The sequence below is a fragment of the Nocardia sp. NPDC058058 genome (genome assembly GCF_042885355.1).
In the GTDB taxonomy this organism is placed as follows: domain Bacteria; phylum Actinomycetota; class Actinomycetes; order Mycobacteriales; family Mycobacteriaceae; genus Nocardia.
In genome coordinates this window covers 1,093,959-1,119,921 of sequence record NZ_JBHVSA010000001.1, presented here as the reverse complement: position 1 = coordinate 1,119,921, position 25,963 = coordinate 1,093,959, and the positions used below count along the sequence as shown (strand labels likewise).

At 66.7% G+C, this 25,963-nt stretch carries 28 protein-coding genes; 15 read left to right on the top strand and 13 right to left on the bottom strand.

Going from position 1 to position 25,963, the window contains the following annotated elements:
• Nucleotides 1–4: 4 nt before the first annotated feature.
• The 3 genes from ACFVUS_RS05125 to dinB all read right to left on the bottom strand — a co-directional run bounded on the left by ACFVUS_RS05125 (nt 5) and on the right by dinB (nt 2,117).
• Nucleotides 5–358: an ArsR/SmtB family transcription factor gene (locus ACFVUS_RS05125; RefSeq protein WP_375952189.1), complete on the bottom strand. Its 354-nt coding sequence runs from the start codon at nt 356–358 to the stop codon at nt 5–7.
• Nucleotides 355–816, bottom strand: coding sequence for an SRPBCC family protein (locus tag ACFVUS_RS05120; RefSeq protein ID WP_387761875.1), 462 nt, complete (start codon nt 814–816; stop codon nt 355–357). Before ACFVUS_RS05120 ends, ACFVUS_RS05125 begins: the two co-directional genes overlap by 4 nt.
• A 74-nt stretch (nt 817–890) precedes the next feature.
• Nucleotides 891–2,117, bottom strand: coding sequence for a DNA polymerase IV (dinB, locus tag ACFVUS_RS05115; protein ID WP_387765406.1), 1,227 nt, complete (start codon nt 2,115–2,117; stop codon nt 891–893).
• 178 nt (nt 2,118–2,295) lie between these two features.
• On the opposite strand from dinB, the gene ACFVUS_RS05110 reads away from it, so the two are divergent.
• From ACFVUS_RS05110 to ACFVUS_RS05095, 4 genes are all read left to right on the top strand, one after another.
• Complete coding sequence (locus ACFVUS_RS05110; RefSeq protein ID WP_387761874.1) at nt 2,296–2,919, top strand: carbonic anhydrase; 624 nt, start codon at nt 2,296–2,298, stop codon at nt 2,917–2,919.
• Nucleotides 2,920–2,958: 39 nt separating this feature from the next.
• On the top strand, nt 2,959–4,764 hold the full coding sequence (locus tag ACFVUS_RS05105) for an SLC13 family permease (RefSeq protein ID WP_387761873.1): 1,806 nt from the start codon (nt 2,959–2,961) through the stop codon (nt 4,762–4,764).
• 52 nt (nt 4,765–4,816) lie between these two features.
• Nucleotides 4,817–5,239, top strand: coding sequence for a hypothetical protein (locus ACFVUS_RS05100; RefSeq protein ID WP_387761872.1), 423 nt, complete (start codon nt 4,817–4,819; stop codon nt 5,237–5,239).
• Nucleotides 5,240–5,303: 64 nt separating this feature from the next.
• Nucleotides 5,304–6,533: a serine hydrolase gene (locus ACFVUS_RS05095; RefSeq protein ID WP_387761871.1), complete on the top strand. Its 1,230-nt coding sequence runs from the start codon at nt 5,304–5,306 to the stop codon at nt 6,531–6,533.
• 81 nt (nt 6,534–6,614) lie between these two features.
• On the opposite strand, the gene ACFVUS_RS05090 is transcribed toward ACFVUS_RS05095, so the two are convergent.
• Complete coding sequence (locus ACFVUS_RS05090) at nt 6,615–6,959, bottom strand: hypothetical protein (protein ID WP_387761870.1); 345 nt, start codon at nt 6,957–6,959, stop codon at nt 6,615–6,617.
• A gap of 283 nt (nt 6,960–7,242) precedes the next feature.
• Between ACFVUS_RS05090 and ACFVUS_RS05085 the strand changes: the two genes are divergently transcribed.
• Entirely contained in the window at nt 7,243–8,838 is a 1,596-nt protein-coding gene (locus ACFVUS_RS05085) for an MFS transporter (protein WP_387761869.1), read from the top strand.
• Here ACFVUS_RS05085 and ACFVUS_RS05080 read toward each other — a convergent pair.
• The 3 genes from ACFVUS_RS05080 to ACFVUS_RS05070 are packed head-to-tail and all read right to left on the bottom strand — an operon-like array spanning nt 8,825 to nt 11,993.
• The gene (locus ACFVUS_RS05080; protein WP_387761868.1) at nt 8,825–9,610 is read right to left on the bottom strand and encodes a helix-turn-helix domain-containing protein; all 786 of its coding nucleotides are present in this window, start codon (nt 9,608–9,610) and stop codon (nt 8,825–8,827) included. The genes ACFVUS_RS05085 and ACFVUS_RS05080 overlap by 14 nt on opposite strands.
• A gap of 23 nt (nt 9,611–9,633) precedes the next feature.
• Nucleotides 9,634–10,254: a TetR/AcrR family transcriptional regulator gene (locus tag ACFVUS_RS05075; protein ID WP_387761866.1), complete on the bottom strand. Its 621-nt coding sequence runs from the start codon at nt 10,252–10,254 to the stop codon at nt 9,634–9,636.
• Complete coding sequence (locus tag ACFVUS_RS05070; RefSeq protein WP_387761865.1) at nt 10,251–11,993, bottom strand: amidohydrolase family protein; 1,743 nt, start codon at nt 11,991–11,993, stop codon at nt 10,251–10,253. The genes ACFVUS_RS05075 and ACFVUS_RS05070 overlap by 4 nt, the downstream gene beginning before the upstream one ends.
• Nucleotides 11,994–12,119: 126 nt before the next feature.
• Here ACFVUS_RS05070 and ACFVUS_RS05065 point away from each other — a divergent pair, with 126 nt between their 5' ends.
• The 4 genes from ACFVUS_RS05065 (at nt 12,120) to ACFVUS_RS05050 (ending at nt 15,953) form a co-directional block, all read left to right on the top strand.
• Nucleotides 12,120–13,112 (top strand): DUF1353 domain-containing protein, encoded by a 993-nt coding sequence (locus ACFVUS_RS05065; protein ID WP_387761864.1) that lies wholly within the window; start codon nt 12,120–12,122, stop codon nt 13,110–13,112.
• 22 nt (nt 13,113–13,134) lie between these two features.
• Nucleotides 13,135–13,572 (top strand): hypothetical protein, encoded by a 438-nt coding sequence (locus ACFVUS_RS05060; protein ID WP_387761862.1) that lies wholly within the window; start codon nt 13,135–13,137, stop codon nt 13,570–13,572.
• Between the two features lie 443 nt (nt 13,573–14,015).
• The gene (locus tag ACFVUS_RS05055) at nt 14,016–14,924 is read left to right on the top strand and encodes a hypothetical protein (protein WP_387761860.1); all 909 of its coding nucleotides are present in this window, start codon (nt 14,016–14,018) and stop codon (nt 14,922–14,924) included.
• Between the two features lie 246 nt (nt 14,925–15,170).
• Nucleotides 15,171–15,953, top strand: coding sequence for an SAM-dependent methyltransferase (locus ACFVUS_RS05050; RefSeq protein ID WP_387761859.1), 783 nt, complete (start codon nt 15,171–15,173; stop codon nt 15,951–15,953).
• Nucleotides 15,954–16,043: 90 nt separating this feature from the next.
• On the opposite strand, the gene ACFVUS_RS05045 is transcribed toward ACFVUS_RS05050, so the two are convergent.
• Complete coding sequence (locus ACFVUS_RS05045; RefSeq protein WP_387761857.1) at nt 16,044–16,940, bottom strand: LysR family transcriptional regulator; 897 nt, start codon at nt 16,938–16,940, stop codon at nt 16,044–16,046.
• Nucleotides 16,941–17,044: 104 nt separating this feature from the next.
• On the opposite strand from ACFVUS_RS05045, the gene ACFVUS_RS05040 reads away from it, so the two are divergent.
• Complete coding sequence (locus tag ACFVUS_RS05040; RefSeq protein ID WP_387761856.1) at nt 17,045–17,899, top strand: NmrA family transcriptional regulator; 855 nt, start codon at nt 17,045–17,047, stop codon at nt 17,897–17,899.
• Nucleotides 17,896–18,396: a DUF1772 domain-containing protein gene (locus ACFVUS_RS05035; protein ID WP_387761855.1), complete on the top strand. Its 501-nt coding sequence runs from the start codon at nt 17,896–17,898 to the stop codon at nt 18,394–18,396. Before ACFVUS_RS05040 ends, ACFVUS_RS05035 begins: the two co-directional genes overlap by 4 nt.
• A 37-nt stretch (nt 18,397–18,433) precedes the next feature.
• On the opposite strand, the gene ACFVUS_RS05030 is transcribed toward ACFVUS_RS05035, so the two are convergent.
• Nucleotides 18,434–18,709, bottom strand: coding sequence for a YggT family protein (locus tag ACFVUS_RS05030; protein WP_387761854.1), 276 nt, complete (start codon nt 18,707–18,709; stop codon nt 18,434–18,436).
• An 87-nt stretch (nt 18,710–18,796) separates the two neighbouring features.
• A complete protein-coding gene (locus ACFVUS_RS05025) occupies nt 18,797–19,405 on the bottom strand; it encodes a GNAT family N-acetyltransferase (RefSeq protein WP_387761853.1) in 609 nt (202 codons plus the stop codon).
• A 98-nt stretch (nt 19,406–19,503) separates the two neighbouring features.
• On the opposite strand from ACFVUS_RS05025, the gene ACFVUS_RS05020 reads away from it, so the two are divergent.
• Nucleotides 19,504–20,148 (top strand): DUF4232 domain-containing protein, encoded by a 645-nt coding sequence (locus ACFVUS_RS05020; RefSeq protein ID WP_387761852.1) that lies wholly within the window; start codon nt 19,504–19,506, stop codon nt 20,146–20,148.
• On the opposite strand, the gene ACFVUS_RS05015 is transcribed toward ACFVUS_RS05020, so the two are convergent.
• Complete coding sequence (locus tag ACFVUS_RS05015) at nt 20,132–21,085, bottom strand: MBL fold metallo-hydrolase (RefSeq protein WP_387761851.1); 954 nt, start codon at nt 21,083–21,085, stop codon at nt 20,132–20,134. The two genes, ACFVUS_RS05020 and ACFVUS_RS05015, sit on opposite strands and share 17 nt — an antisense overlap.
• Nucleotides 21,086–21,182: 97 nt before the next feature.
• Between ACFVUS_RS05015 and ACFVUS_RS05010 the strand changes: the two genes are divergently transcribed.
• Nucleotides 21,183–21,599, top strand: coding sequence for a MerR family transcriptional regulator (locus ACFVUS_RS05010; RefSeq protein ID WP_387761850.1), 417 nt, complete (start codon nt 21,183–21,185; stop codon nt 21,597–21,599).
• Here ACFVUS_RS05010 and ACFVUS_RS05005 read toward each other — a convergent pair.
• On the bottom strand, nt 21,586–22,899 hold the full coding sequence (locus tag ACFVUS_RS05005; protein ID WP_387761849.1) for a cytochrome P450: 1,314 nt from the start codon (nt 22,897–22,899) through the stop codon (nt 21,586–21,588). The genes ACFVUS_RS05010 and ACFVUS_RS05005 overlap by 14 nt on opposite strands.
• Before the next feature lie 135 nt (nt 22,900–23,034).
• Nucleotides 23,035–24,012, bottom strand: coding sequence for a helix-turn-helix transcriptional regulator (locus ACFVUS_RS05000; RefSeq protein WP_387761848.1), 978 nt, complete (start codon nt 24,010–24,012; stop codon nt 23,035–23,037).
• Between the two features lie 61 nt (nt 24,013–24,073).
• Between ACFVUS_RS05000 and ACFVUS_RS04995 the strand changes: the two genes are divergently transcribed.
• Nucleotides 24,074–25,210 carry an epoxide hydrolase family protein gene (locus ACFVUS_RS04995; RefSeq protein ID WP_387761847.1) on the top strand — a complete coding sequence of 379 codons (1,137 nt, stop codon included), beginning with the start codon at nt 24,074–24,076 and terminating at the stop codon, nt 25,208–25,210.
• An 81-nt stretch (nt 25,211–25,291) separates the two neighbouring features.
• The gene (locus ACFVUS_RS04990; protein WP_387761846.1) at nt 25,292–25,861 is read left to right on the top strand and encodes a DUF308 domain-containing protein; all 570 of its coding nucleotides are present in this window, start codon (nt 25,292–25,294) and stop codon (nt 25,859–25,861) included.
• Nucleotides 25,862–25,963: the final 102 nt, after the last annotated feature.

The window sequence follows — 25,963 nt, the reverse complement described above, 5'->3', positions numbered from 1 at the left end:
TTGTTCACTGCTGTGCGTCGTGCTTTTCCTTGGCGCGCTGAATCGCTTCGGCGAGCCGTTTGATCCGGCGCAATCGGGCATCCCATTCGGATCCCACCTGCGCCAATTGCGCTACGGCACGAGCCAATTGGGCCTCATCCACGCGGTATCGGCGCTCGCGCCCGGCGGGGGTGCCGTGCACCAGGCCGACGCGGTCGAGCACGCCGAGATGTTTGGCGATGGCCTGGCGGGTGACGGGTAGTCGCTCGCTCAGGCTGGTGGCCGTACCGTCCCCGTCGGCCAGTAATAGGTCGAGCATGCGTCGGCGAGTCGGATCGCCGATGGCCGACCACAGGTCGTCGTCGACCACGGTGGTCATAGCGCGGACACCAACTTCCCGATGTATTCGCCCAGGCGCGGGATGAAGGTGTCCCAACCGGCGACGTGATCGTTGTACTGCGCCTCCAACTTGGCCACCTCCCAGCCCATTTCGCGGAACCCGGTTTCGACCATGCGGATCGTGGTGCCGGACCCGGAGGGCGTCAGTTCGAAGGTCACCAGCATCGAATTGACCGCGTCGTCGACCTCGTTGTCCGGATAGCACCACCGGAAAGCGAACAGCCGCGGCGGTTCCACGGTGACCACCGTCATTGCCAGCACATCGATTCGATCGCCCCAGACGAATTCGCCGACCGCGCCCTGCTTCACCTCGTAGGAGGCGTCGTCGGTCCACCACTCCGAAATATGCTCCGGGCTGCTGACCACTTCGAACACCACCTCGGGCGGGGCATCGACGTGGATCTCCCGTTCAATGCTCCCGAATTCCAGACTCGTCATACCGGCCTCCATGTGCAACGTTTGGTTGCGTATGACACTAGCCCTCGATCACCGAACGCGCAACCATCGGTTGCTCAATCCGGCAGAATCGGAACCGAAAGCCCCTCACCGCGACCCAGCAGCGCGGCACGCGTGACGGTGCCCGCGCCGAACCGATTCCGAAGCTCGTCCAGGGTCGAATCCAGGGTCGATTCCGCGCGATGCTCCAGCGGCAGCGACAACTGCATGGTGTCGGCATCGTCGAGATTGGTCAGCGCCAGGCCGACCAGGGTGAGCCCGCGCTCATGGATCATGGGCAGCGCCGCGGTCAGCAGGGTGCGTGCGGCATGCAGGATGACCTCGCCGCTATCGGTGGCCTCGGCCAGCGTGTGCGAGCGGGTGGCGCGGCCGAAATCATCGAATCGCAAGCGCAACACCACGGTTCGGCATACCCGGCGAGCCTTGCGCAGCCGGTGCCCGAGCCGATCGGCCAGCCCGATCAGGTACGCCTCGATCTCGTCATCGGTGCGGGTACGGCGGCCCAACGCGCGCTGCGCGCCGATCGACCGCCGCCTGCGACCGGTCTCGACCCGCCGCGGATCGCGCGCCCACGACAGCGCGTGCAGATGCCGTCCCGCCGCCGATCCGAGCACACCCGCCAGCGGTCCCTCGCCCATCTCGGCCAATTGCCCGACCCTGGTGATGCCGCGCTCGCGCAATTCCCGCGCGGTCACCTCACCCACACCCCAGAGCCGCTCCACCGGCAGCGGATGCAGGAATTCCAGCTCCCCATCCGGCGGAACCTCCAGCAGCCCATCGGGTTTGGATACCGCACTGGCCACCTTGGCCAGGAACTTGGTGCGCGCCACCCCCACCGAGATCGGCAGCCCCACCTCCTGCCGCACCCGCTCGCGCAAACCTCGCGCGATCTCCACCGGCGTCCCGGCGATCCGCCACAGCCCGCTCACATCCAGGAACGCCTCGTCGATCGAGATGCCCTCCACTTCGGGCGTGGTGTCCCGGAAGATCTCGAACACCCGCTTGCTCGCCTGCGCGTACGCCGACATGCGCGGCGGCACCACGATCGCGTGCGGGCACAGGCGCAGCGCCTGCCGTGAATTCATCGGTGTCCGAACCCCGAATGCCTTGGCCTCATAGCTCGCCGCCAGCACCACCCCCGATCCCACGAGCACCGGCTTCCCGCGCAGGCGCGGATCATCGCGCTGTTCCACCGATGCGTAGAAGGAGTCCAGGTCGGCATGCAGAATCGCGGCCCGGTCGGGACGAACTCCCGCGCGCGCATCCGCATTCGACTCGAACATATGTTCCATAGCGCCAAGAGTGTAGCGCCCAGTTCGATCGTTTCGGAGGTGACGTGCGCCGAACCCGACGCACCCCGGTCTCGACGAGCCGCGCGACCGCACCCGCGATGCGCTGATTTGCTAGACCGTAACTGAATTGCGGCCATCGGCCCGGGGCGACTGTGGAAGATTGGGGCGCATGCCGCATTCCAATCCGATCGGTGCCTGGAAGTCGCTGCGCGAGGGCAATGAGCGCTTTGTGAAAGGCACGCTGCAGCATCCCAGTCAGGGCGCCAGCGCCCGCGCCAAACTCGTCGCCGGACAGCAACCGCACGCGATCCTGTTCGGCTGTGGCGACTCCCGGGTGGCGGCCGAGATCATTTTCGATCAGGGCCTCGGCGATATGTTCGTGGTGCGCACCGCCGGGCACGTCATCGACTCCTCGGTGCTCGGATCCATCGAATACGGCGTGCAGGTACTGAACGTCCCGCTCATCGTGGTGCTCGGACATGACAGCTGCGGTGCGGTGCGCGCCACCATCGACGCACTCGACAACGGCGATGTACCAGGCGGATTCATTCGCAGCGTCGTCGAACGCGTGACACCCTCCATCCTCATCGGCCGTCGCGAGGGACTCGAAGAGGTCGACGATCTCGAAGCCCGGCACGTGGTGGAAACCGCACGGGTACTGATGCAGCGCTCGATCATCATCTCCGAGCGGGTCGCCGCCGGTGAATGCGCGATCGCCTGCGTGACCTACCAGCTCGAGGACGGCCGCATCAACCTGCGCCGCGTCATCGGCAATATCGGCGAAATCGCCTGACACCGAGAGAGATTCCCTGCCGACGGAAGGGATGACGCCGTGAGCCAGGCGACACAGTGCCTCATCGTGCTGGGCGTGGTGATCGCCCTGTTCCTGTGGAACCGGCTCCCGGTGGAGATCGTGGCCCTGGGTTCGGCGCTGCTGGTCTACGCGCTCGGGCTCATCGATTCCGATCAGGTGTTCGCCGGATTCGGGGATCCGGTGGTGCTGTTCATCGCCGCCATGTTCGTGGTCAGCGGCGCGCTCGAGGCCAGCGGCCTCACCGGCTGGGCGGGGCGGCGGATCGTCGCGCTCTCCGGCGGCCGGCGGCGCCGCGCGCTCGTGCTGGCCATGCTGGTCTCCGCCGCGCTGGCCGCCCTGCTGACCCAGAACGGCGCGGTGGCCGCGCTGCTGCCGGTGACGGTATCGCTGGCCATCAAACTCGGTGCGCAACCGTCCAAATTCCTGATTCCGCTGGCCTATGCCGCGCACGCCGGAACCCTGCTGGTGCTGACCGGAACACCGGTGAATGTGCTCGTGAACGAGGCCGCCGAACACGCGGGCGTGCCGAAGTTCGGGTTCTTCGACTTCGCGGTCGCCGGTATTCCCCTCATCGCGGGAACCATCGCACTGGCGCTGCTGCTCGAACGACTGCTACCCGAGCGCAGTCCCGAAACCCTGCCCGCCGATTTGAGCGAGCACGCGCGGACCCTGGTGTACGACTACCAACTCACCGGCGGCGCAGCGCTTTTGCGGGTCCGCGGGGATTCGCCGCTGGTCGGTCTGCCCGCCGATTCCCTGGTCGAGCACAAGCCGTCCGGGGTGTTCCCGGTGACCGTGCTGACCGCCGATGAACAGTCGCGCGGCCAGGAACCGGTCGAGCGCGGTGACCTGCTCGTGGTACGCGGCGCGCCGGATGCGGTGAATAGCTTTGCCCGGCAACAACATCTGGAGCGTCGCGCCGCACCGGACGATGATCAGCTGATCCCGCTGCTGCTCAATGCCGATACCGGCCTGCTCGAAGTAGTGGTGAGCCCGCGCTCGCGGCTGGTGGGTCAGCGAGTGTTTCCGGGCATGTCCTCCGATGTGGGCGATGTCGTCGTACTGGGCGTGCGCCGGGACGGGCGGGGGAGTGAATCGGGCAGTATTCGAATGGCGGCGGGTGACACCCTGCTGCTGCACGGTTCGTGGGATGCGCTGGCGCGCAAGGCCGGTCGCCGCGCCGATGTGCTCACCGCCGACTCGCCCGAGGCGCTGCGCAGCCAACTGGTGCCACCGGGTCCGCGCGCCTGGCGGGCCTTGGGCGTCGTCGCGGTGATGGTGGTGCTGATGGCGACCGGCCTGGTTCCGGCGGCGGTCGCGGTGCTGCTCGCGGCGTGCGCCATGGTGGTGTTCCGGGTGCTCGATCCCGGTGGCGCGTACCGCAGCATCTCCTGGACCACGGTCGTTCTCATCGGCGGTATGTTCCCGCTCTCGATCGCCATGCAGGAGTCCGGTGCGGCCGATCAGGTCGCGCATACGGTCGTGTCCGCGGCGGGCGGCAATGGCACGCTGCTGCTGCTCGGATTGTTCGTGATCACCGCACTGCTCGGGCAATTCATCAGCAATACCGCTACCGCGCTGGTCATCGTTCCGGTGGCGGTGTCCGCCGCCGCCGATGCCGGAATCTCCCTGCGCCCGGTGCTCATGTGCGTGGCGATCGCGGCCGCCGCGGCGGTGCTGACGCCGATCGCGACCCCCGCCAATTTGATGATCATGGGTCCGGGCGGTTATCGCTTCGGCGACTACTGGCGGTTCGGGCTGCCGGTGCTGGCGCTGTACCTCGTGGTCGCGCTCGGTATCGTGCCGCTGATCTGGTCGTTCTGAGCCGCAGCGCGCTCGGGATACGAAAACGGGCGCGAGCGTCGATAATCCGGGCATGGAGATTCTGCTCGTGCTGATCCCGACGGTGCTGTGCGTGACCGTCGTGCCCGTGGTGATCGTCATCGTGCTCGTCACCCGCAGCTCGCGGCGGCGGTTGCCGATGCCGGGTCAGCGGCCGGGGCATAACGCCGATCAGCACTGGACCCATGCGTTCTTCGATGACAGTTCGAACAATCAGCAGTGGCAGCCCGGTGGTCCGGACTGGGGAGGCTCGGACAATTACGGGCACCAGCAGCACGGTCACCACCATGGGGACCAGAGCCATCACGGCCACAGCTGGTCCCACGATCACAGCGGTCATGGCTCGAGCCACGACAGCGGCGGTTCCAGCTACGACAGTGGCAGTAGCAGTTCGAGCGATTCCGGTTCCAGTTCGAGCGATTCGGGTTCCAGCAGTTCGAGCAGCAGTTCCGACTAGCACTGCCACACTCCGGCCAGACGCGTCTCAGCAACTACCGAAGTGTGCTCACTATTCTGGTCGAATGAGCACAGGTGCGATAGCGATGGTGCCGATCGACCCCGAACTCGAAACGGTGACCACCACCGGACCGGAGGACGATGCCGCCGCGCTCGGGGTGGACCCGCGCGCGGTCGAGGCGATCTGGGAGTCGGTGCGGGACTGGTATCGCATGGGCACCACCCCCGCCATCCAGGTCTGCCTGCGCCGCGACGGCGGAATCCTGTTGAACCGGGCCATCGGCCACGGCTGGGGCAACGGACCCGCCGACACCGCCGAGACACCCAAACGACTGATCACCCCCGATATGCCGTTCTGCGGGTTCTCCACCGCCAAGGGCGTGTCCGCCGCCCTCATGTTCATGCTGATCGAGCAGCAGGCATTCGCGCTGAATGATCCGGTCAGCCAATACATTCCGGAGTTCGCGGCGCACGGCAAGGAGCGCATCACCATCGCCGACGTGCTCTCGCACTCGGCGGGCGTCCCGTTCATCACCGCACCGCACTCCGGCACCGCAATGGTGCTGGACGAGGACCTGGCGGTGCAGGGTCTCGCCGATCTGGTGCCCAGCTGGCGACCCGGCCGATTCCGCGTCTACCACGCCCTCACCAGCGGCCTGATCCAGCGCCTGCTGGTGCGCCGCGCCACCGGCAAACCTATGCGCGACCATCTGCGCGAGCAGGTGCTGGACCCATTGGGCTTCCGCTGGAACAACTTCGGCGTCGACCCCGCCGATGTGGACGAGGTCGTCCCGAGCGTCAAGGTCGGCCCCGGCCCGTCCCGCATCTGGCGGCACCTGGCGGGCAGGGCCCTCGGCGGCGGCCTGTCCGGCCCCAATCCCGAGGCCGATACTCGAGCCTTCCTCACCGCCGAACTCCCCTCGGGCAACCTGGTCACCACCGCGTACGAGCTCTCCCGGTTCTACGAAATCCTTACGCGCGGCGGCGAATTGGACGGGGTTCGGATCATGCGCCCCGAAACCGTGAATCAGGCCGTCCAGCCCGCACGCTGGATTCCGGGTGCGGCGGGCCGAGTATCGGTGGCCGGATACGAACTGGGCGCACGCCGCTCCAAATTCGGCCGCCACACCGAATCCCATTTCGGCCGAAGCGGTTTGACCACCCAGTACGGCTGGTCCGACCCGGCTCGCGGGCTGTCGGGTGCAATCCTCACCAGCGGTAAGGCCACCGCGGACACCTCCCGGCCCTGGCAGTTGGTCGCCCGGATCTCGGAAGCGGTGCCGCACCACCCCTGAACACCGCCCCCGCTCCGGGTGCTGCGGGCGAATGCCGCAATGGCGCAGTGGATCCTGCGCCGCGCCCAGCAGGGGAGCGGTTCAGGAACCCAGTGCGGTACGGGCGGCGTCGAACCAGGCCTGCGTGCCGACCAATCCAGCCTCGATATCCTTGCGAGCTCCGTTGAACCCGTACAGATTTCCCGCGAACACCGTCAGCACCGAACCTTCCTGCTCACCGAGTTCCTCGAGGACCTCGGCATCCTGGAGTAGGTAGGCGACACCGGCGATTTCGCTCGGCGACCATTCGGTGCGGTGGTCGGCCCAGCCGTTCTCGCGCACGGTGCGGGCGCGCGCCACGAGTTCGGTTTGCAGCGCGGCGCGGTCGGCGTCGGTGGGCTGCCGCGATTTGAGGTGGTCCCAGCTGATCGGTGCTGCGTCGGACACGTCCGGACTCCGTCCCTGAAGGGTCGATGGGTGACTGCTGGTTTACCGCAAGCTCCAGGGCAATCTATCCCGCCCGAGGTCGGTGCGGCGTAGGCGGTTCCCCGGACACGGGTCACACGTCGTGTCCGATACGCGCAATTGCCTGTCTCGATTCTGTCTTTCCGACAGGTCGGCGCCTGATTAGCGTTGGTGGCGCACCCTGGCCGGCGGGGTGCGTCCACCGAATCGTCAGGGACGCGGCAGCGGAATTCGCCGCGCGCCCGATCAGATCAGAGGTTTGCAAATGACTACGACGACCGCCGGTGCGGGGCTCGAGCCATCGAGACGAACGGTCGGCCCTGCCACCCGTCCGGGGCTGGTGCTGTTCATGGTGTGCACCGCCATCTTCATGCTGATGCTCGACGCCACCGTGGTGTCCGCCGCGCTGGCGGATATTCGCGGCGATTTCGACGCCTCCATCGACGGGTTGCAATGGGTGATCGACGCCTATGCGCTGCCCCTGGCCGGACTGCTGCTCACGCTCGGCTCGGCCGGAGACAGGTTCGGGCGCAAACGCGTATTTCTCGGTGGCATGGCGGTTTTCACCGTGTCCTCGCTGGCGCTGGTGCTCGCGGGCTCCATTCTGCAACTCAACGTGCTGCGTGCCGTTCAAGGCGTAGGCGCGGCAATGCTTTTCGCGACGGCGCTGCCGTTGCTCGCGGTCGCGTATCCGCAGGCGCATGCCCGGGCCAAGGCGATCGGCGTCTACGGCGCGGTGATGGCGGGGGCGACCGTGGCCGGTCCGGTGCTCGGCGGCGCATTGGTCACCGCATTCGGGTGGCGGTCCATCTTCACCATCAATGTGCCAATCGGCGTGCTGATCTTCGTGCTGGCGTTGCTGCGGATGCCCGAGACCGCAAGGCATCTCGATCGCCGAACAGATTGGCTCGGATCGGTGCTGCTCTCGGGTGGACTGCTGGCCGGCGTGCTCGGCCTGACCCGCGGTAACGCACTGGGCTGGACCTCGGGAACGATCGTATCGCTCGGTATCGCCTCGGTGCTGCTGCTGACGCTGTTCATGGCATGGCAATTCCGCACTCCCCATGCGCTTTTCGACGTGTCGATGCTGCGCAAGCCGGGATTCGCCGGAATCGCGATCATCGCCGTCGCGCATATGGCCACGCTCATGGCGGCCTCCAACTATCTGGCCATCTTCCTGATCAACACCATGGGATTCACGCCGCTTCAGATGGGTGTGCGGCTGGTGCCGGTGAGCATTGCCGCGCTGGTCGCCGCACCACTGGGCGCGGTGCTGGCCAAACGGGTGCCGACCGCGGTATCGCTACCGCTCACCATGGGGCTGGTCGTACTCGGCATGTGGCTGCTCGGCAATGTCGAAAGCACCGACGCCTGGACGCATTTCGTGCCGGGCATGATCATCGGCGGCATCGGGCTCGGCGCGATCACCACGGTGAATCAGGCGGCCGCGCTGACCTTCGCCTCGGATGCGAACGCGGGTATGGCCAGCGCGACCTTCGGCACGCTGCGGCAGGTCGGGATGGCGGTGGGCGTGGCGGGACTCGGCGCGATTTTCAGCCATAGCGCGCGTGCGGAAGCGGGACGGGGCCTGGATCTCCTTGCCGCGCACAATGTCACTGTGACGCCGGAATTGCGCACCCAATTCCTCGACGGCGTCGCCGCCGGGGCGGGCACCGACCTGGCGGGCGCGGTACCGCCGGAATTCGCCTCGGTCACACCGCTATTGACCGAGACCGCGCATACGGCATCGATCGAAGGATTGAACGCGCTGTTCACGCTGGGTACGGTGTTCGGCCTGGCGGCGACCCTCGTGGCCGCGGCGGCCTTCGCCGCGGGAAAGCTGCGCGCTACCCGCCGCTAACCTGACCGAGATCGGTGCCGCTCCCGCCGAAGAATACGGCCGGGGTGGTGCCGATCTCGCGGCGGAACGCGGTGATGAATGAGCTCGCGGTGGTGTATCCGACGGTCCGTGCCACCCGCGAAATCGGCTGTCCCGCAGCCAGTAACGGCAGCGCCGAGTTCAATCGCTCGAGCGCCCGCCAGCGTTCGAAACTGGTGCCGGTCTCGGCCCGGAAGCGTCGCGAGAGCGTACGGGTGGACACCGCGAGCTCCCGGGCCCAGGCATCAAGTCCGCGAGTATCGGCCGGATTCTCCTTGAGCGCGAGGGCGACCCGCCGCGCACCCGGATCGGTCGGCAGTACGACCGGCATCATCGTCACCGCCATCGGGATCATCAGATCCCACAGCACCGCATTGCCGCGCGCCCGCCGATCGGTCTGCTCGTTCGGCAGATCCGTCAGGTACCGCAGCAGCGGGCCGATCAATCCGGTCGCGTCGACCACCGTCGGCTGCGCCCACTCCAGCGGGCACTCCTCGGCTTCGAAATACAGTGACAGCATCTCGCACGAGGAACTCGGCATCACCGAATGCGGTGTGCCGCCGGGAATCCAGAGCGCCCGCGCCCGCTGCACCACCCAGCGCGCATCCCGGGTTTCCATGGTGAGCACGCCGTCCGGCACCCAAGTGAGCTGATGCTGCGGATGGGAATGCGGCATCAGCCCGGTCGCGGAGTCGAGCGGGATGACAATGCTCGGATAGCCCGTGTAGTCGAGGCTCAGATGCTGGTCCGGCATGGCATCCAGGGTATGGGTTCCGCTCACCCCGGTTCGGAATCGGTGCGCACCCGCGGGAAGACCTCGACCAGGCGCTCGATTCGCGAATCCTCCAATTCCGGACGCGGATAGGTGGATCGGAAGATCGCCTCGCCGTCGAACATGTGGATCAGCGAGGTCGCCAGCAGTTTCGCGGTCTCGGGGGAGACCATCGGGGTGAGGGCGGCCACCGCCAGTTCCTCCACCGCGTCGAGCAGTGCGCGGGCGACGGGTTCGAGGCGTTCGCGCAACTCCGCTTCCGTGCGGGCGGCGACCAGCAGTTCGAACCAGACCGTATTGGTCTTATCGCGAATCTGGCCGCGCACCCGAAGCATCATGTCGGCCAGATCGATCGGCTGATCACCGGCCTCGCTACGCCGCAGATCCTGCACCGCGCGGATATGCCGGTGGCTCACCTCATCGGCGGCCGCCACCACGAGTTCGGTGCGGGAATCGAAATGCCGGAAGATCGCGCCCTTGGAAATGCCCGCGCGACGGCTGATCTCACCGAGCGAGGCACCGTGGTAGCCGATTTCGGCGATCGTCTCGATGGTGGCCTCGACCAGTGCCGCCCGGGTGGCGGCACTGCGTTCGGCCTGGGTACGGCGACCGGTGACCGCCGTCATCGGCCTCCCGCCCGCAGGAAGCGGCCGGTGCGCCGGGTGCCGAGCACGGGTGCGGACACACCGTCGCCGAAGACGAATTCGCCGCCGATGAAGACGGCCGATACCGCGGCGTCATTGCGATTCACCATGCGAGAAAGGTTGTCATACTCGGGCACAACCTGTTCGGCGTATGTGTCGAGGGACTCATCCAGGTGCGCCGGATCGATGATGACCAGATCCGCGCGATCGCCCTCGCGCAGGCGTCCGGCGTCGATGCCGTACCAGTCGGCGAGTTCACCGGTCATGCGATGCACCGCGTGCTCCAGCGTCAGGAACGGACGTCCGGCCTGTTCGGCGCGATGCACCCGGCGCAGGAAGCGCAGGCCGAAATTGTAGAAGGCCATATTGCGCAGATGCGCGCCCGCATCGGAGAAGCCGAGCTGCACACCGGGATTCGCGCTGAGTTTGTCCAGGAATTCGGGTCGGTGATTGGAGATGGTGGTGCGCCAGCGCAGTTTGGTGCCGTGTTCGACCACCAGATCCAGGAACGCGTCGACCGGATGCAGTCCGCCGCGGCTGATCCCGACCTGACCGAAGGTCTTGCCGATGACGGTGTCGTCCGGGCAGTCGACGATTTCGGCGTCGAAGAAATCGCGATGCCAGACGCGCATGCCGAATTTCGCGTCGTACTCTTTGCGGAACCGTCGACGGTAGGTCTCGTCCTGGAGCAGCGCATTGCGCTGCACCTGATCGGCGAGATGCAGTGCGGCGGCGCCGGATCCGAATTCCTCGAAGATGACCAGATCGATGCCGTCGGCGTACACCTCGAACGGAACCGGCAGGTGCTGCCAGCGGAAATCGCCGCCGAGGGCATTGACCAGCCGCGCCAGCGGTCCCATGACGTACACCAGGAAAGGGTTGGCCTTGAGGTCCGCCGCCGAGAGCAGGGTGGTCTTGAGCTTGCGGCGGAACAGGCCCGCACTGCTGAAGGTCATGGCCGCGATACTGCGCGGCGAGGTGATGTCCGGGCCCGCCTGCAGGATTCGATCACGTTGCCGCAGAATCGCATTGAGCCGACGTCGTTCCTTGGCTCGGGCGTAGGTCGAGGGCAGGGTGCGGGAGCGGCAGACATCGCCGTCGAGCTTGTCGAACAGCAATTGCTGCGCCGACATCCCGACGAAGCCCGCGTCGAGGGCCTCGTGCAGGGCCTGTTCCATGGCCGATTGCTCCGCGGCGGTGGGTCGCACCTCTTTGCGGGTGGCCCGGTCCAGTCCCAGCAGGGCGGTGCGCACATCGGAATGTCCCAGCATCGCCGCGATATTCGGCCCGAGGGGGAGTGCTTCCAACGCTTCGACATACTCGCGCGCCGAGCTCCACCGCTGCCCGGTGACGGCCTCGATCACGTGCTGGCGCGGGATCGCCTCGACCCGGCCGAACAGGTCACCGGCATCGGTGGGCTGGACGTGCACGGTGGACAGCGAACACGACCCCAGCAGGATGGTCGTGATCCCGTGCCGCACCGATTCGGTGAGCGCCGGGGCCTTCAGTACTTCGACGTCGTAGTGCGTGTGGATGTCGACCATGCCGGGCGTCACCCATTTGCCGGTGGCGTCGATGACGTTGTCGCAGCCGGATTCGTCGAGCGGTTGCGCCGAGACCGCGACGACGCGATCACCGCGAAGTCCGAGATGGCGGATGGCGGAGGGCGCGCCGGTGCCGTCGAACCAGCGGCCGCTCTTGATGATCGTGTCGTAGCTCACCCCATGATTGCAACCGATCGGTCACTAACAGTCAATGTGCATATGTACGAAGTCTTTTGGTTGATATGCCAAATCGTCACCCCGCTGTACACCGTCTGTACTGCATGTTCCTGTCATCCTGAGGGTATGAAGCTCAGCGTTGAGCAGAACGGCGGATCCTTCTACGACGCGGGCAAAGCCCCGGCCGAAGTCGCCGCCGACGCGATTTCCCCCGATGCCGTGGTGATCAACTCCGAACCCGCCCCGCCGCCACCGCCGCCGCCGGGACCTTCCGCCCCTCCCGCTCCCGAAGCGCCCACCCCCGACCTCACCATCGAACTGGCGCGGCTCTACGACAGTGCCAGTGGCCGTGAGGAATTCCGCCTCCTGCGTCGCATCGGCTACGTCGATGACGCCCCCGGCGGCGTGGGCATCATCCAGGTTCCCGCCGACCTCGAGCACTGGACCACCGATCTGACGTCGGTCCCGCCCTTCCTGACCTGGTTGGTGCCCAAAACCGGTGCGCACCTGCCCGCCGCGATCCTGCACGACGGTCTCGTCCTGGCCAAGGACGAACCCGCCAGCTATATCGCCGAACGGGAAATCCACCGCGACGAGGCCGACCGCATCTTCCGCGACGCCATGGCCAAGACCGGCACCGGCCTGATCCGCCGGTGGCTGGTGTGGTCCGCCGTCACCCTCGCCACCATGCACGAAGGCCGCCAGGTCAACTGGACCCGGCTCCAGCGGTGGCATTACTTCTTCGCCCTGTGGGGCACCTTGATCCTGATCCTGTTGCTCGGCATCCTCGGCACCCTGGACCTGTTCGATATCCCCGGCGTCGGCCTCCCCTGGATGGGTGACGGCCCGCTGCACAAACTGATCGGCGGCCTCTCCGGGGCCATCGTCATTCCCTTGATACTCGGCATCACCTGGGGCAGATTCCGCATCGCGGGCTGGATTATCGGGCCCCTGGTGGCGGTGGTCATCCCCGCCGTCATCCCGATCATCGTCGTCGGCTGGCTCTATATCGCGGTGGAAGCCCTGCACACCTGGCGGCCCTGGCTGGCCAAGGCCCTGGCCGTGGTCCTGGTCGCCACCGCGTTCATCGTCTTCATAACCTCGTGGTGCCTGGCCTGACGCGCTGCCAAGATGGATTGCCATGAGAGCCTTGCGTTTTGCCCGCTGGGGACTGGCGGCGACCGCCCTGTTCGCCGTCGCGGGCTGCGGTGCGGACGACCCGAGCACCGCCCCGCCGACCACCGTGACCGCCACGTCCGGCACCCCCTTCACCCTGGCCATCGGTGACACCGCCCAGCTCGACACCGGTCGCCTCGCGGTCACCCTCACCAATGTCTCCGGTGACAGCCGCTGCCCCGAAGATGTCACCTGCGCCTGGGCCGGCGATATCACCGTCACTGTGACGGCGAGGATCGACTCCGCCGAAACCAGCTACTCCCTACACCCCAACCCCCAAGCCAGTAGCGCCACCACCAACGGCTATCGCATCCAACTCCAATCCGTCCGGCCCGGCCGCCACACCAACCGGCAGATCCCCTCCGCCGACTATCGCGTGGATCTGCTCGTCTCGCCCGCCTGATGCATTCGAATGTTCGAAGGGTGCCCAGTTTTTCATGGGTTCTGTTGGGGTTACGTTGCGTTTGCGGCGACCAAACTAAACGAATTAAATTCGCAGGTCGATTGACGGAATCGCGGAGCCTGGCACCCGATAACGTTCACTTATCGGTGGTCAGGCCGGCTGGGTTCTGATTGGGGCGCAAAAGGATTCGTTTCGTGTTGTTGCGTTGGAAATGACGGAACCAACGCTACGCTTTTGCCATGTCGAGCGTGTGTAACTACCCGGGATGCAGTCGGCCGATCACCAAGGGCGGGGGGCCGGGGCGGCCATCGGAATACTGTGGGCACCCGGACCACACGCGCTGGCGGGCCTGGCGGGAACGGCAGCGACGGTTACAGGAGGAGGCCGAGGCACCGGCCGCGAACGTCACTGTGACACAACAGGGCCCGGTGACGGTGGCTCGAATGCGGGCCGACGAGTTGTTGATTCAGTTCCGCGCGTTGGCCGATCAACTGGGCAATACGCTGTCCGGCGCGGTCGCTGAATTGTCCACGCTGGCAGACCCTTCCATAGCCGAAGCGCAGGTCCAGGCCGTGCAGGCGGATGCGGCACGCCGGATCGCCGAAGCCGAGATGGCCGCCGCGGCCGCCGAGCAGGCACGGCGGGACGCCGAAGAGTCCAGGGCGGCAGCGGAATCGGCGGCCGAGGATGCCGCGGTGTCCGCCGAGCAGGCCGAGGCCCGCATCGCCGAGGCGATGAGTTCCCGCGATGACGCGCTGCGCGAGGTGGAGCGAATCACCAAGCAGGCGGCCGATGACGTATTCGCCGCACGCACCGAAGCCGAGCAGGAGGTCCGTACGGTTCGCCGCGAGGCCGCCGAGGATGTGGAGCGGGCGCGCCAGCAGGCGAGCGAGGAAATCGAGCTGGCCCGATCCAAGTCCGCGGCCGAGGTGGAGCAGGTGCGGCGGGACAGCGGACAGAAGATCACCGCGGCGGCCGCCGAACGGGATCTGGCCGTACAGCGCGCCGCCGATGCCGACCGCGCCATCGAACGCGCGGAACAGGCTGCGGCCGAACGCAATCAGGTTGTCGCGGAAACCCGCGATGAGCTGACCCGGGTGCGGGCGGAGCTGGAGCGCGTCCGTGCCGAGGCCGCCGCGACCCGGCAGCGCGCCGCCGACGATATATCGAATCTGCGCACCGAGGCCGCGACGACACTGGACCGTGCCCGCCAGGAGTCGGCCGCGCGCATCGCCGCGCTCGATGATGCGCGCCAACAGATCTTGGCCCGCGCCGAACGCGCAGAACAGCAATTGGACGCAATGATCGCGACTCGCCGTCCAGTGGCCGAGAACAGCACGGTTGGCGACTGACCGACCGGTTCGTCACGGATCGATGCACGCACTGCCGTTCGCGACAAGTGAAATGACATCGGAACGTGCAGCAATGCCGGTGATTTCAGGGGCGTCGCGGCGGTATCGTCAGGGAGGAAAAGAGCGCTCGGGCGCGGACCCTATCTGGAATGATCTTCAATCAACGGTTCTGGCCGTCAGGACTACCGTGTGTCGGAGACCGCCGGGGCACGGAAGGTAAAGGGGTGTCACTTGAATATCAACGCCATGCGAGCACGGCAATCCCGGCCGAGTGTGGCGCGTGTGTACAGCTACGTACTCGGTGGACGAGACAACTACGGCGTGGACAAGAGCGTCGGCGACTACTTCATGAGTGATCTCGCCGGTTCCGAACAACTCGCGATCACGAACCGCGAGGCCGTCCTCCGCGCTGTACACAGCATGGCCACCGACGGCATTCGCCAATTCATCGATATGGGTTGCGGTTTGCCCTCGACCGAGAATGTCCATGAGGTCGCGCGTCGGCTGCAGCCCGATGCCCGTGTCGTCTACGTGGACAACGATCCGTTCGTGGTCGCCCATGGCCGCGCACTGCTCGCCGTCGACGAGGGCATCGATGTGGTCGAGGGTGATGTGAGCAAGGCCGCCTGGATTCGCGAACATCCTGCGGTCGAGCGATTGATCGATTTCGGCCAGCCGGTCGGTGTGATCTTCGCGGCGACGCTGAGCTTCCTGGAGGACGAGGAAGATCCGTCGGGTGTCGTGAAGTTCTGGATCGATCAGGTGCCACCGCACAGCCAGGTCTACATCTCGCACTTCCGCACCGGTGGTACCCGCGAAGCCCAGGCCACCGAACGCAAGATCCTGGAGGCCTTCGGCCGTGGCCGCTGGCGCAAAGATGACGAGATCCGAGCCTTCTACGGCGATCTCGACATTCTCGAACCGGGCATCGTCCCGTGCGCCCAGTGGCGTCCGGAACCCGGTAAGGGCGAGCACCAGCTGAGCGATTGGGAAGACATGGTCGTCTGCGGGCTGGCCCGCAAGCCCTGACGGGCTATTGCATTCGGGCATAAAGCATTTCGGCACCCGGCCCGGCGAGTTCGCCGGGCCGGACCGCTCTCCCGGCACGGCAGCGAACAGTCAGCGTTCGCGATCCTTGCTCACCCGCAGGGCGGCATCGTTGAAAGCGCGTACGCGTGCGGTTTCCCGCGAGGCGCGCCAGACGAAGCCCCATTCGATGGGTGGTGCGTCCCGCAGCGGCAGATAGACGACGTCCGGCCGGAGATAGAACCGGGTCACCTGCGCCCCGACGACGAATCCGCCTTCGCCCGCGCCGATTCGCGCCAGCACTTCCTGGAAGGTGTGCACCACGGGCCCGTGCGCGATCGGCCGCCCGCCGGGCGTGCGAGCGGGGGTGCGATCGTCCAGAACGGAGTCGGGCACGGTGCCGGGCATGCGCAGCAGCGTCACCTCGGCCAGATCCTCCAGCGAGAGTTCGGTCCCGGTGGCCAGGCGATGCGTGCGCGGCAGTGCGAGCATGCGTTGTTCGCTGATCAGGGTGGGTCCGGTCACCAGATCGGGTTCGTCGATGGGTCTGCTGATCAGCACCATGTCGTAGGTCTCGCTGCGCCAGCTCTCCAGTCCGTCGGTGATCTGAACCTCGCGGAAGCGCACCTCGGCCCCGGGGTGTTCGGCGCGAAAGACCTTGGTGGTCTCCAGAATCAGCTGTCCGGCGGCGGCGCCGACGAAGCCGACATCGATGATGCCGTCGGTGCCGCGGCCGGAGTTGGTCGCCCGGTCCAGCGCCTGCTGTACCTGACGCAACCCGGGTTTGAGGTCGTCGTAGAGCGTGCGGCCGATCGGAGTGAGCGCCACCCGACGGCTGGTGCGTTCGAAAAGCACTGCGCCGAAACGGCGTTCGAGGCCCTTGACGGTCTGACTGATACGGCCGGTGGAGACCCGCAGGCGCTCGGCCGCCCGCCCGAAGTGCAATTCCTCGGCTACCGCGAGGAACGCCTCGATCTCATACCGTTCCACGGACCCTCCAATTCGATCGTTGAGTGGAGCAATACAACCGTTCCCGGATGGGTCGTTGTTCCCGTCGATCATCGCGCCGATTCTCGACAGTGGCAGCTGACCGAATGAGAAGAGGGATTGCCGTGAATGACAAGTCGACCGTGCTGGTGCTCGGCGGCACCGGGAAGACCGGCAGCCGGGTGGCCCAGCGACTGGAATCGCTCGGCGTGCCGATCCGCATCGGATCGCGCACCGCGACACCGACTTTCGACTGGGAGAATCCCGCGAGCTGGGCGCCCGCGCTGCTGGATGTGGGAGCCGCGTACGTGAGCTTCCAACCCGACCTCGCGGTGCCCGGCGCCCCGCAGGCGGTGCGGGCGTTCGGTGAGATGGCGGCCGCGGCCGGCGTGCGTCGGCTGGTGCTGCTCTCCGGCCGAGGTGAGGAGGAGGCGCAGCTGGCCGAGAAACTGCTCGCCGAGACCGGTCCGGAATTGACGGTGGTGCGCTCCAGCTTCTTCGCGCAGAACTTCACCGAAGGTCAATTCGCACAGGCGATTCGGGACGGGCAGCTGATCCTGCCGGTCGGCGCGGTCCCCGAACCGTTCATCGATATCGAGGATATCGCCGACGTGGCGGTCGCCGCGCTCACCGAGGACGGGCACGGCGGGAAGATCTACGAGGTGACGGGACCGCGCCTGCTCACCTTCGCCGAAGCGGTGGCCGAGATCTCCGCCGTGACCGGACGTCCCATCGAATACCTGGAAGTCACGCCGGAGGAGTACCGCGCCGCGCTGATCGCCGACGGCCTGCCCGGGGAACTGGTCGAGTTCCTGCTCTACCTGTTCACCACGGTGCTGGACGGCCGCAATGCCCGCATCGACGACGGCGTGCGGCAGGCACTCGGTTGGGGCGCACGTGATTTCGGTGATTTCGCCCGCGCCGCCTCGGCCACCGGGGTGTGGGACGAGTCGCCGCGATGAGATCCATTCGCACGATCAGCCTGGTCACGTCCGCGATCGTCACCGGTCTGATGGCGGGCCTGTTCGCGGCGTTCTCCTACGCGGTGATGCCGGGCCTGAAGCGCAGCGGCGACGCGGCGTTCATCGAGGTCATGCAGAACATCAACGCGGCGATTCTGAATCCGCTGTTCATGACGCTGTTCATGGGCGGGCTCGCGGTGGGATTCGCCGCGGTGGTGACCAATTGGCGCACCGGCGATCCGGCCGTGCGGTATTGGACGCTGGCCGCTTTCGCCTGCTACGTCGTGATGTTCGCGATCACCGCGGGGGCGAATGTGCCGCTCAATGATCAGCTGGCCGCGGCGGGTGATCCCGCGACCATCGCCGATCCGGCCGCGATGCGGGCGAAGTTCGAGGGCCCGTGGGTGTCCTGGAATATCGCTCGCGCACTGGTGAATACGGCGGCACTGGGGTGTTTCGCGGCGGCGCTGTTGCGCGCCGGGCGGGCGGCTCGCTGAAACGGTGCGCCCGGAAGCGCACCGTTTCCGGGCGCACCTACAGGCTGAACGCCACCGAACGCAGCACCAGCGCGAGAATGAATACGATCGTGAACGCGAGATCGATCGCCAGACCGCCCGCGCGCAGCGGCGGCAGCACCTTGCGTACGGGAGCGATCACCGGTTCGGTCCACTTATGGGTGAAGGCGCGTGCCTTGTATGCCCAATCGGGCGGGCTGCCCGCGACCGCGATCCAATCCAGCACCATGCGCGCGAGCATCAGCACGATGAATGCCGTCAACAACCAGCCGAGCACTCCGCCGATGAGACTCATGACCAACTCCTTCGTGGTGGCCGGATCGGCCGATGTCGCAGATCGTAACGCCCGGTTTCATCGCCGAACGGTTGAGCGGACGGTGTGTCAGGTCCGGGGCTCGCGCCACATCGGCCACAGCAGCGGACCGCCCTCGGTGGCATCGATCTCACCGGTCGCGTCGAAGCCGAAGCGCTCGTAGTAGGGAACGTTCGACGCCTTGCTCGATTCCAGATACGCCGGAAGTCCCTCGGCATCACAGCGATCCAATCGCGATGCGAGTAGTGCCTTGCCATATCCCATACCGCGCCCGGTGGGCAGCGTGCCGATGGCGGCGAGGTACCAGTGCGGCGGATCGTGCGGATGCACCGCGGCCATCTTCTCGGCCATGCGCCCCGCGACGCCGAGCCGTGTTCGGAAGGCCCGCAGGAAACCGGGGAGGGCGCGCAGGCTGTTGCGGCCCTCGGAGTAGCCCGGCGGCTCCCAGATGGCGGCGCCGATCATGGTTCCGGCATCGTCGATCGCGACCTCGACACCGCCGTGGTCGATGCGGTCGTATCGGGCCAGGGCGGCGAACATAATGGCGGCGCGCCGGGTCCGGGACGCCGCATCGGGGATCAACCAGGAGAAGATCGGATCATCGGCGAACGCGATCCCGAGTACCCGGGCAAGAGCGGGAATATCCGAACGCTGGGCCTGACGCACGGTGATCTCCATTTCCTCACCGTACTGGCGGTGTCCGATTCGCGCCCGCAACAGCGGGTGCACGGCACGCGACAATATGACTATCGACCGCTACACGACAGGGGAGTGGAATGGCTACGAGGACAGCACGATACGCGAGCGTGGCCGTCTGTTGCACGGTGCTCGGACTGGCCGGATGCGCGAGCAACTCGACCGATTCGGGGACGTCGTCCGCCCCGCCGCCGAGTGATACCGGCGTCGCCGCGCGGGTGTCGACTCCGCCGAGTACCGGCTCCGCGATATCGGTGCCGCCGACCTCCGCCCTGACGACCTCCGCTCCGACGACGTCCGCCGCGCCCGCGCCGTGCGGCAATGGACAGGTCGTGGTGGACGCGACCGTCATGTCACCCGGTATGGGGCATCGCGGTGTGCGCCTGAACTTTTCGGTGGCCCGGGATGGTCGGGCGTGCACGCTGACCGGATATCCCGGGGTCGATACCGGTGCGGGCGGGCCGCTCCTGCACGCCGAACGCACGCCGCGCGGATATATGGGCGGGCTCCCCGCCGGCGATGACAGCGAGCCGACCGTGCTCCTCGATGCCGGTCACGGTGCGCAGGCGGTCGTCGAGGGCGTCGCATTCGACAATGACGGCAAGGGGTGCGCCTCCTATACCGATCTGCGGGTCACCGCACCGAATACCACCGATACGGTGACCGTCGCCGCGCAGATCGACACCTGTCACCTACAGATTCATCCGGTCACCGCCCCGCAGTAGCCGAATCCGACGCGGTGGCCAGGGTCCGGGTGGCGTCGTGGTCGTGGGTCGGGATCACGGTGGCGAACTTGCGGGCCAGGTGTAGCCGATGCAGCGTCTTGAAGGCCAGATCGCGGTCTGTATCGACGAAATTGCCTGGGAACGACGACTTTTGGCGGATGTGCCGAACTTGCAGTTCATGCCAGGCCGCGTCGCCCGCCAGCAGGATCCAGCCGCGCTCGGTGAAGGCGAGTATTCCGATGCTGCCGGGGGTGTGGCCGGGTAGATCGACCAGCACGATGCTGCCGTCACCGAAGAAGTCATGGCTGCGGGTGAAGGTGAGCACCGGCGGACCGTCCAGCTCGAATTGGATGACCGGACGGTCCAGCAGCGAATCGCGAACACCACCCACCGGAGCCACCGGCCCCGCACCGATCCACTCGTATTCGGGACGATGCAGCTGGACCGGCAGCCCGGGCAGATCCAGCAGACCACACACGTGATCCCAATGCGCGTGCGTCGGCAATGCGAAATCCGGTGCGGGCAGCTCGGGTTCCAAACCCAGTGCGGTCACCGTCGCCAAGGTCTCGGCGGGCGGGCGCACCACACCGCGCAGCGCCGCGGGCAGCTGTGCGATGGCCCGGTGTTCGGCGTCCAGACAGACGCTGGGATCGACCAGGAAGGTCGCGTCCGGATGCTGAACCACGAACGTGGTCAGCGAGTTGGCGATCCGGCGCGGCCGGAACAAACCCTCCACCACCATGGCCGTTGGCACCGGGCGCGGCGCCTGGGCCAGTGCGGTGACCTTGACCGTGCGGCTCGGGGTGGGCAGACCCGCATCGGTGATCGAGCGCAGGAAACGCTCGTCGACCGGGCGCGGGCGCACCATACCGCGCAGCAGACCGGTTGCCGCGGCGCAGCATTGGGCGAAACTGGGGGAAGGCACGGGATCCGACATGGGTTGCACTCTCTGTTCGGTGCCCGGAAACCTGGTCGGTCGCCGGGAGTGCCGACAGGCTAAAACTTCACGTCGACATGAAGTAAAGAGGCGAATTGTGACTACCGCGCAGGACATGCGGATCGGTGATGCCGCGGCCGCACTCGGGATCGAGGCGCATGTGCTGCGGCACTGGGAGTCGGTGGGTCTGCTGTATCCACCGCGCAGTCCCTCCGGGCACCGCAGCTATGACCCCAATACCCTGGACGTGGCCCGGCTCATCCGCCTGCTCCAGCGCACCGGGCTGTCGCTGAGCCAGATCCGGCAACTCGGTGTGGGTGCGTGTGATGACAGACTGGACCTGATCAACAGCAAGCGCGCCGATATCCAGCGGCAGGTCGCGCTACTTCAGGCCACCGAACGCTTTCTCACGCACCTGACCGAATGCAGTCACCCGGTCATCGCCGAATGTCCCGACTGCTCCGAATTCACCAGGGCGGATTCGGAATTCCCGCGCCAGCTCAGAGCAGGGTGACCCGCACCGGTGCACCGTGTGCCGGAACGTGGGTGATATTCCGAATCCGGGACCGCTCGCCGGTGACGCCGTCAGGCAGCGATAGCCGGTAGCGGGTGAGGATCTCGCGCAGTACGGCCGTGCCCTCCATGAGGGAGAAGCCCGCGCCGATACAGCGCCGCACCCCGCCGCCGAACGGCAGCCAGGTATTGGGGACGACCGAACCGTCCAGGAACCGATCGGGCCGGAAGACGGCGGCGTCCGGGAAGTTCTCGGTGCGGCTGTGCGCCAGCAGAATCGAGGTGGATACCACCGTGCCCTCGGGCAGGTCCTGCCCGCCGATGGTCATATCGCGGGTGAGCCGGCGGCCGGTGCCCGCGATAATGGTGCGCAGGCGCATGGCTTCCTTGAGCACGGCTTCCAGATACTTGTCATCGCCGTCGTGCGCGGCCCGCCGGGCGGCCTCCTGCACCTCGGGACGCATCGCGAGCTCATGACAGGCCCAGGACAGCGCCGACGCGGTGGTCTCATGCCCGGCCAGTAGCAGGGTAATCAGCTGATCGCGCAGTTCGGCATCGGAAAGCGGTGTATCCGAAGGGTTTTCCCCGGACCCGACCGCGAGCAGCCGGGACAGCACATCGGCGCGCTGTGCCAGATCGGGATGTGCGCGGCGCTGGGCGATCTCGCTGTACAGCAGCTCGTTGATCGCATTCTGATTCTCGCGGAAGCGCTTCCACGGCCCGCGCCGGTCCAGCCACGGGTATTTCCAGCCGAAGAAGATGATCGGGTTGATATCCACGATGCGGCGCAGTCGCGGTGCGAGCGCGCCCCGGCGCTGCTCATCGGTCATGCCGAAGACGACCTGCATGATGACATCGAGGGTGAGCTCGTTCATGCTGTCCAGGGTCGGCACGGTCGTCCCGTTCGACCACCGATCGATATGCGTTTTGGCGATCGATTCCACCAGGGTGCGATACCCGCGCAGTGAGGATCCCGCGAAGGCGGGCATCAGCAGCCGCCGGGAGCGGGCATGCTCGGCCTCATCGGTGAGCAGCAGCGAATGCTCGCCCATGATGTGCACCAGCAGCCGATTGCCCTCGCCCGCATGCAGATCCGCCGGATCGGCCGCGAAGATCTCCCGAATATGTTCGGGCCGGGAGAACACCACCACCTGCTCGGAGTACGGCGGAACCAGCTTCAGCGTGAAGGTATCCCCGTATGTGCGTGCCGCCGACCGCAATAGCGCACCGCGCCACTTCCCATAGAGCGTCGTCTGGACGATCCTCGGCAACCGGGGACCCGGTGGATAGGTGGCGGTCACAATGTTCCCCCTTCACGCGGGGCCGCTCCGATGCGACCGCCTGCGACGGTCATTACAGCCTAGAGCGCCGCGCGAACCGGCGGCAGTGCGGAAGCGACTTCGCACCCCGACGCGCCGGTACCTATTTCGCGAACGTCACTGTGACGCATGCGGGTTCGGCTCGGAGGCCACCGCATTCGCGCAGCGCCGGGCCAAGATCTCGATCTGCTCGACCAATTCCGGCGGCTCGGTGACGGTGAAATCGGTATCGATCGAGGTGATCATCCAGGACAGCGCCCACGGCGTATCCGCGCCGATGTGCAGCAGACAGCTCGACTCGTCCACCGCCTCCAAAACGCCCATGCCACTCCAGATTCGATCCGTGAGCTCCGCGGCCGAGCGATGCAGGGTGACGGTGGCGCGATGCGGCCAACTGCCCGAAGACAATCGGTGCGACAGGAAGGTGACCACATCACCGTCCGGCGGATCCCGGGGTGCGAAGCGGGGCCCGGTCGGTATGCGCGGGTGCAGCCGATCGACCCGATAGGTGCGCCAGTTCCGGCTGGCGATATCCCACGCCACCAGATACCAGTGCCGGTTGAAGTTCACCACCGCGTGCGGCTCGACCTCCTTGATCGATTGTCCGCCCGCGTGATTGGTGTAATCGAAGCGCAGCCGTTCATGGCGATGGCAGGCGTCGGACAGCGCGATGAGCGTCTCCGGATCCACCCGCGGCGCACCGGGTTCCACCCGCACCACCGAACGTTGCAGTCCCTGCAAACGATGCCGTAACCGGGACGGCAGCACCTGTTCGAGCTTGCTCAGCGCCCGCAGCGACGCCTCCTCGATACCGGTGACCGTGCCGCCGGTGGTGGTGCGCAGTCCCACCGCGACGGCCAGGGCCTCCTCATCGTCGAGCAGCAGCGGTGGCAGCTGACTGCCCGCGGCGAGCCGATAACCGGCCGTGCCCTGCATGGCATCGACCGGATACCCCAGCTCGCGCAGCCGATCGACATCGCGGCGCACGGTGCGCGAGCTGACGCCGAGCCGTTCGGCGAGCTCCGTGCCCGACCAGTCACGGTGGGTTTGCAGCAGGGACAGCAGGCGCAGCAGCCGTGCCGAGGTTTCGAGCATGCCTACAGATTCGCACGCGCTTAGGACCGAACCTGACCTAACCGATTTCTATCGTTGAGTCATGACCACTTTCGAGCCCTTCCGCATCGATATTCCGGCCGCCGACATCGACGATCTCAATGCCCGCCTGACCGCCACCCGCTGGCCGGATGAGCTGCCCGGAGTCGGCTGGACCTACGGCATTCCCACCGCCTACGTTCGTGAGCTCGCCGAATACTGGCGCACCGAATACGACTGGCGTACCCACGAGGCGGCCCGGAATCGCTTCCCGCAGTTCATCACCGAGATCGACGGGCAACATGTGCACTTCCTGCACATTCGCTCGCGGTTCGAGAACGCGCTGCCGCTGGTGCTGGTGCACGGCTGGCCGTTCGAGGATTTCACCGAGGTGATCGGCCCGCTCACCGATCCGCTCGCGCACGGCGGCAGTGCGGAAGACGCCTTCCACCTGGTCATTCCGACGCTGCCCGGCTTCGCGTTCTCCGGTCCCACCCGGCAGCCCGGTCAGGCCGCCACCGAGCGCAGTGCCGAGTTGATCGCGAAACTCATGGCCGCACTGGGCTATACCCGCTACGGCGCGCAGGGCGGTGACGCGGGTTCGTTCGTCGCACCGCACCTGGGACGCATCGATACCGAGCACGTGGCGGGCATCCATCTCAACGATCCGATCACCATCCCCGCGTGGGGCGATGACGGCTCCGCCTACAGTGCGGCCGATCAGGAGAAGCTGGCCGCCATGCAGGATTGGAGCAGTCAGGAAACCTCCGGGTACGCGGGCATGCACTCCACTCGCCCGCAGACGCTGGCCCCGGCGATCGCCGATTCGCCCGCGGGTCTGCTGGCCTGGATCCTGGACGTGGTGAACACCTACTGCGATCCCGCGAAATCTGCACCCGATGCGGCGATCGACCGCGATGTGCTGCTGACCAATATCGCGGCCCTCTGGTTCACCAACACCATCGGCTCCTCGATGCTGCTGTACAAGGAATCCGGTCAGTGGGGAGCCGAGGTCCCGAACTCCGGCGTCCCGACCGGTGTGGCGGTCTTCCCCGGCAACAAGACCGTGCGCGGCGTGGCCGAGTCGCAGCACACCGTCGTGCACTGGTCCGAGTTCGATCGCGGTGGTCACTTCGCCGCGATGGAAACGCCCGACCTGCTCACCGCCGATCTGCGCGATTTCTTCCGTAAGCTGCGCTGATGCCCGCGCCGCACCGAGTGCGGACATGCCGAATCCGCCTGTCCTCCAGCGACTTGGACTAATCGGTCATACAATTCGGCTATGCCCACCAATCGGATCGAGGGGCGTACCGCGGTGTTTGCCGACTGGGCTTGGCAGGCACTGCTGGTCACCGGCATGTGTTCGGTCGGCGTCGGAATCACGCTGGCGGTCTGGCCGAACAAGTCGGTGACGGTCGAGGGCATACTCTGCGGGCTGGTATTGCTGGCCACGGCCGCCTTTCAGTTGATCGCGGCATTCGGTGCAAATATCGCCACCCCGTTGAAGGCGCTGCAATTCCTCGGCGGTGTGACCGGGCTGTTGCTGGCGCTGTGGTGCATCAACAGCGGTCAGTGGGTCCTGTTGCTGGCCTTGTGGATCGGCATGGGCTGGATGGTTCGCGGGGTGGTGCTGGCGATCACCGCGGCCTGGTCCGACGAGTTCGTGGGGTCGGGCTGGCAGGAGATCATCGGACTCGTCACCGCCGGCGTGGGCATGGTCGTCGCGGTCGGACCGTTCGAATCGGTCGTCTCGCTGTCCATCGCGGTCGGTCTGTGCACCGCGCTGCTCGGGGCCACCGAGATCTGGACGGCCGCACGGGTTGAGCAGGGCGAGGTCGGCGTTACCGCCTGACGTCCCGACACCGCCGAAATTCCCCAATTGCCTGAAGTTTGCCGGTACGGTTTCCGCTATTCGTGAACTCGTGGATCCGACCGCGCGACGGAGCCCGCCGCC

Coding starts and splice junctions, on each gene's coding strand:
- ACFVUS_RS05125 (WP_375952189.1), bottom strand. CDS start 358: ATGACCACCGTGGTCGACGACGACCTGTGGTCGGCCATCGGCGATCCG.
- ACFVUS_RS05120 (WP_387761875.1), bottom strand. CDS start 816: ATGACGAGTCTGGAATTCGGGAGCATTGAACGGGAGATCCACGTCGAT.
- dinB (WP_387765406.1), bottom strand. CDS start 2,117: ATGTTCGAGTCGAATGCGGATGCGCGCGCGGGAGTTCGTCCCGACCGG.
- ACFVUS_RS05110 (WP_387761874.1), top strand. CDS start 2,296: ATGCCGCATTCCAATCCGATCGGTGCCTGGAAGTCGCTGCGCGAGGGC.
- ACFVUS_RS05100 (WP_387761872.1), top strand. CDS start 4,817: ATGGAGATTCTGCTCGTGCTGATCCCGACGGTGCTGTGCGTGACCGTC.
- ACFVUS_RS05095 (WP_387761871.1), top strand. CDS start 5,304: ATGAGCACAGGTGCGATAGCGATGGTGCCGATCGACCCCGAACTCGAA.
- ACFVUS_RS05085 (WP_387761869.1), top strand. CDS start 7,243: ATGACTACGACGACCGCCGGTGCGGGGCTCGAGCCATCGAGACGAACG.
- ACFVUS_RS05080 (WP_387761868.1), bottom strand. CDS start 9,610: ATGCCGGACCAGCATCTGAGCCTCGACTACACGGGCTATCCGAGCATT.
- ACFVUS_RS05075 (WP_387761866.1), bottom strand. CDS start 10,254: ATGACGGCGGTCACCGGTCGCCGTACCCAGGCCGAACGCAGTGCCGCC.
- ACFVUS_RS05065 (WP_387761864.1), top strand. CDS start 12,120: ATGAAGCTCAGCGTTGAGCAGAACGGCGGATCCTTCTACGACGCGGGC.
- ACFVUS_RS05060 (WP_387761862.1), top strand. CDS start 13,135: ATGAGAGCCTTGCGTTTTGCCCGCTGGGGACTGGCGGCGACCGCCCTG.
- ACFVUS_RS05055 (WP_387761860.1), top strand. CDS start 14,016: ATGCGGGCCGACGAGTTGTTGATTCAGTTCCGCGCGTTGGCCGATCAA.
- ACFVUS_RS05050 (WP_387761859.1), top strand. CDS start 15,171: ATGCGAGCACGGCAATCCCGGCCGAGTGTGGCGCGTGTGTACAGCTAC.
- ACFVUS_RS05040 (WP_387761856.1), top strand. CDS start 17,045: ATGAGAAGAGGGATTGCCGTGAATGACAAGTCGACCGTGCTGGTGCTC.
- ACFVUS_RS05035 (WP_387761855.1), top strand. CDS start 17,896: ATGAGATCCATTCGCACGATCAGCCTGGTCACGTCCGCGATCGTCACC.
- ACFVUS_RS05030 (WP_387761854.1), bottom strand. CDS start 18,709: ATGAGTCTCATCGGCGGAGTGCTCGGCTGGTTGTTGACGGCATTCATC.
- ACFVUS_RS05025 (WP_387761853.1), bottom strand. CDS start 19,405: ATGGAGATCACCGTGCGTCAGGCCCAGCGTTCGGATATTCCCGCTCTT.
- ACFVUS_RS05020 (WP_387761852.1), top strand. CDS start 19,504: ATGGCTACGAGGACAGCACGATACGCGAGCGTGGCCGTCTGTTGCACG.
- ACFVUS_RS05015 (WP_387761851.1), bottom strand. CDS start 21,085: ATGTCGGATCCCGTGCCTTCCCCCAGTTTCGCCCAATGCTGCGCCGCG.
- ACFVUS_RS05000 (WP_387761848.1), bottom strand. CDS start 24,012: ATGCTCGAAACCTCGGCACGGCTGCTGCGCCTGCTGTCCCTGCTGCAA.
- ACFVUS_RS04995 (WP_387761847.1), top strand. CDS start 24,074: ATGACCACTTTCGAGCCCTTCCGCATCGATATTCCGGCCGCCGACATC.
- ACFVUS_RS04990 (WP_387761846.1), top strand. CDS start 25,292: ATGCCCACCAATCGGATCGAGGGGCGTACCGCGGTGTTTGCCGACTGG.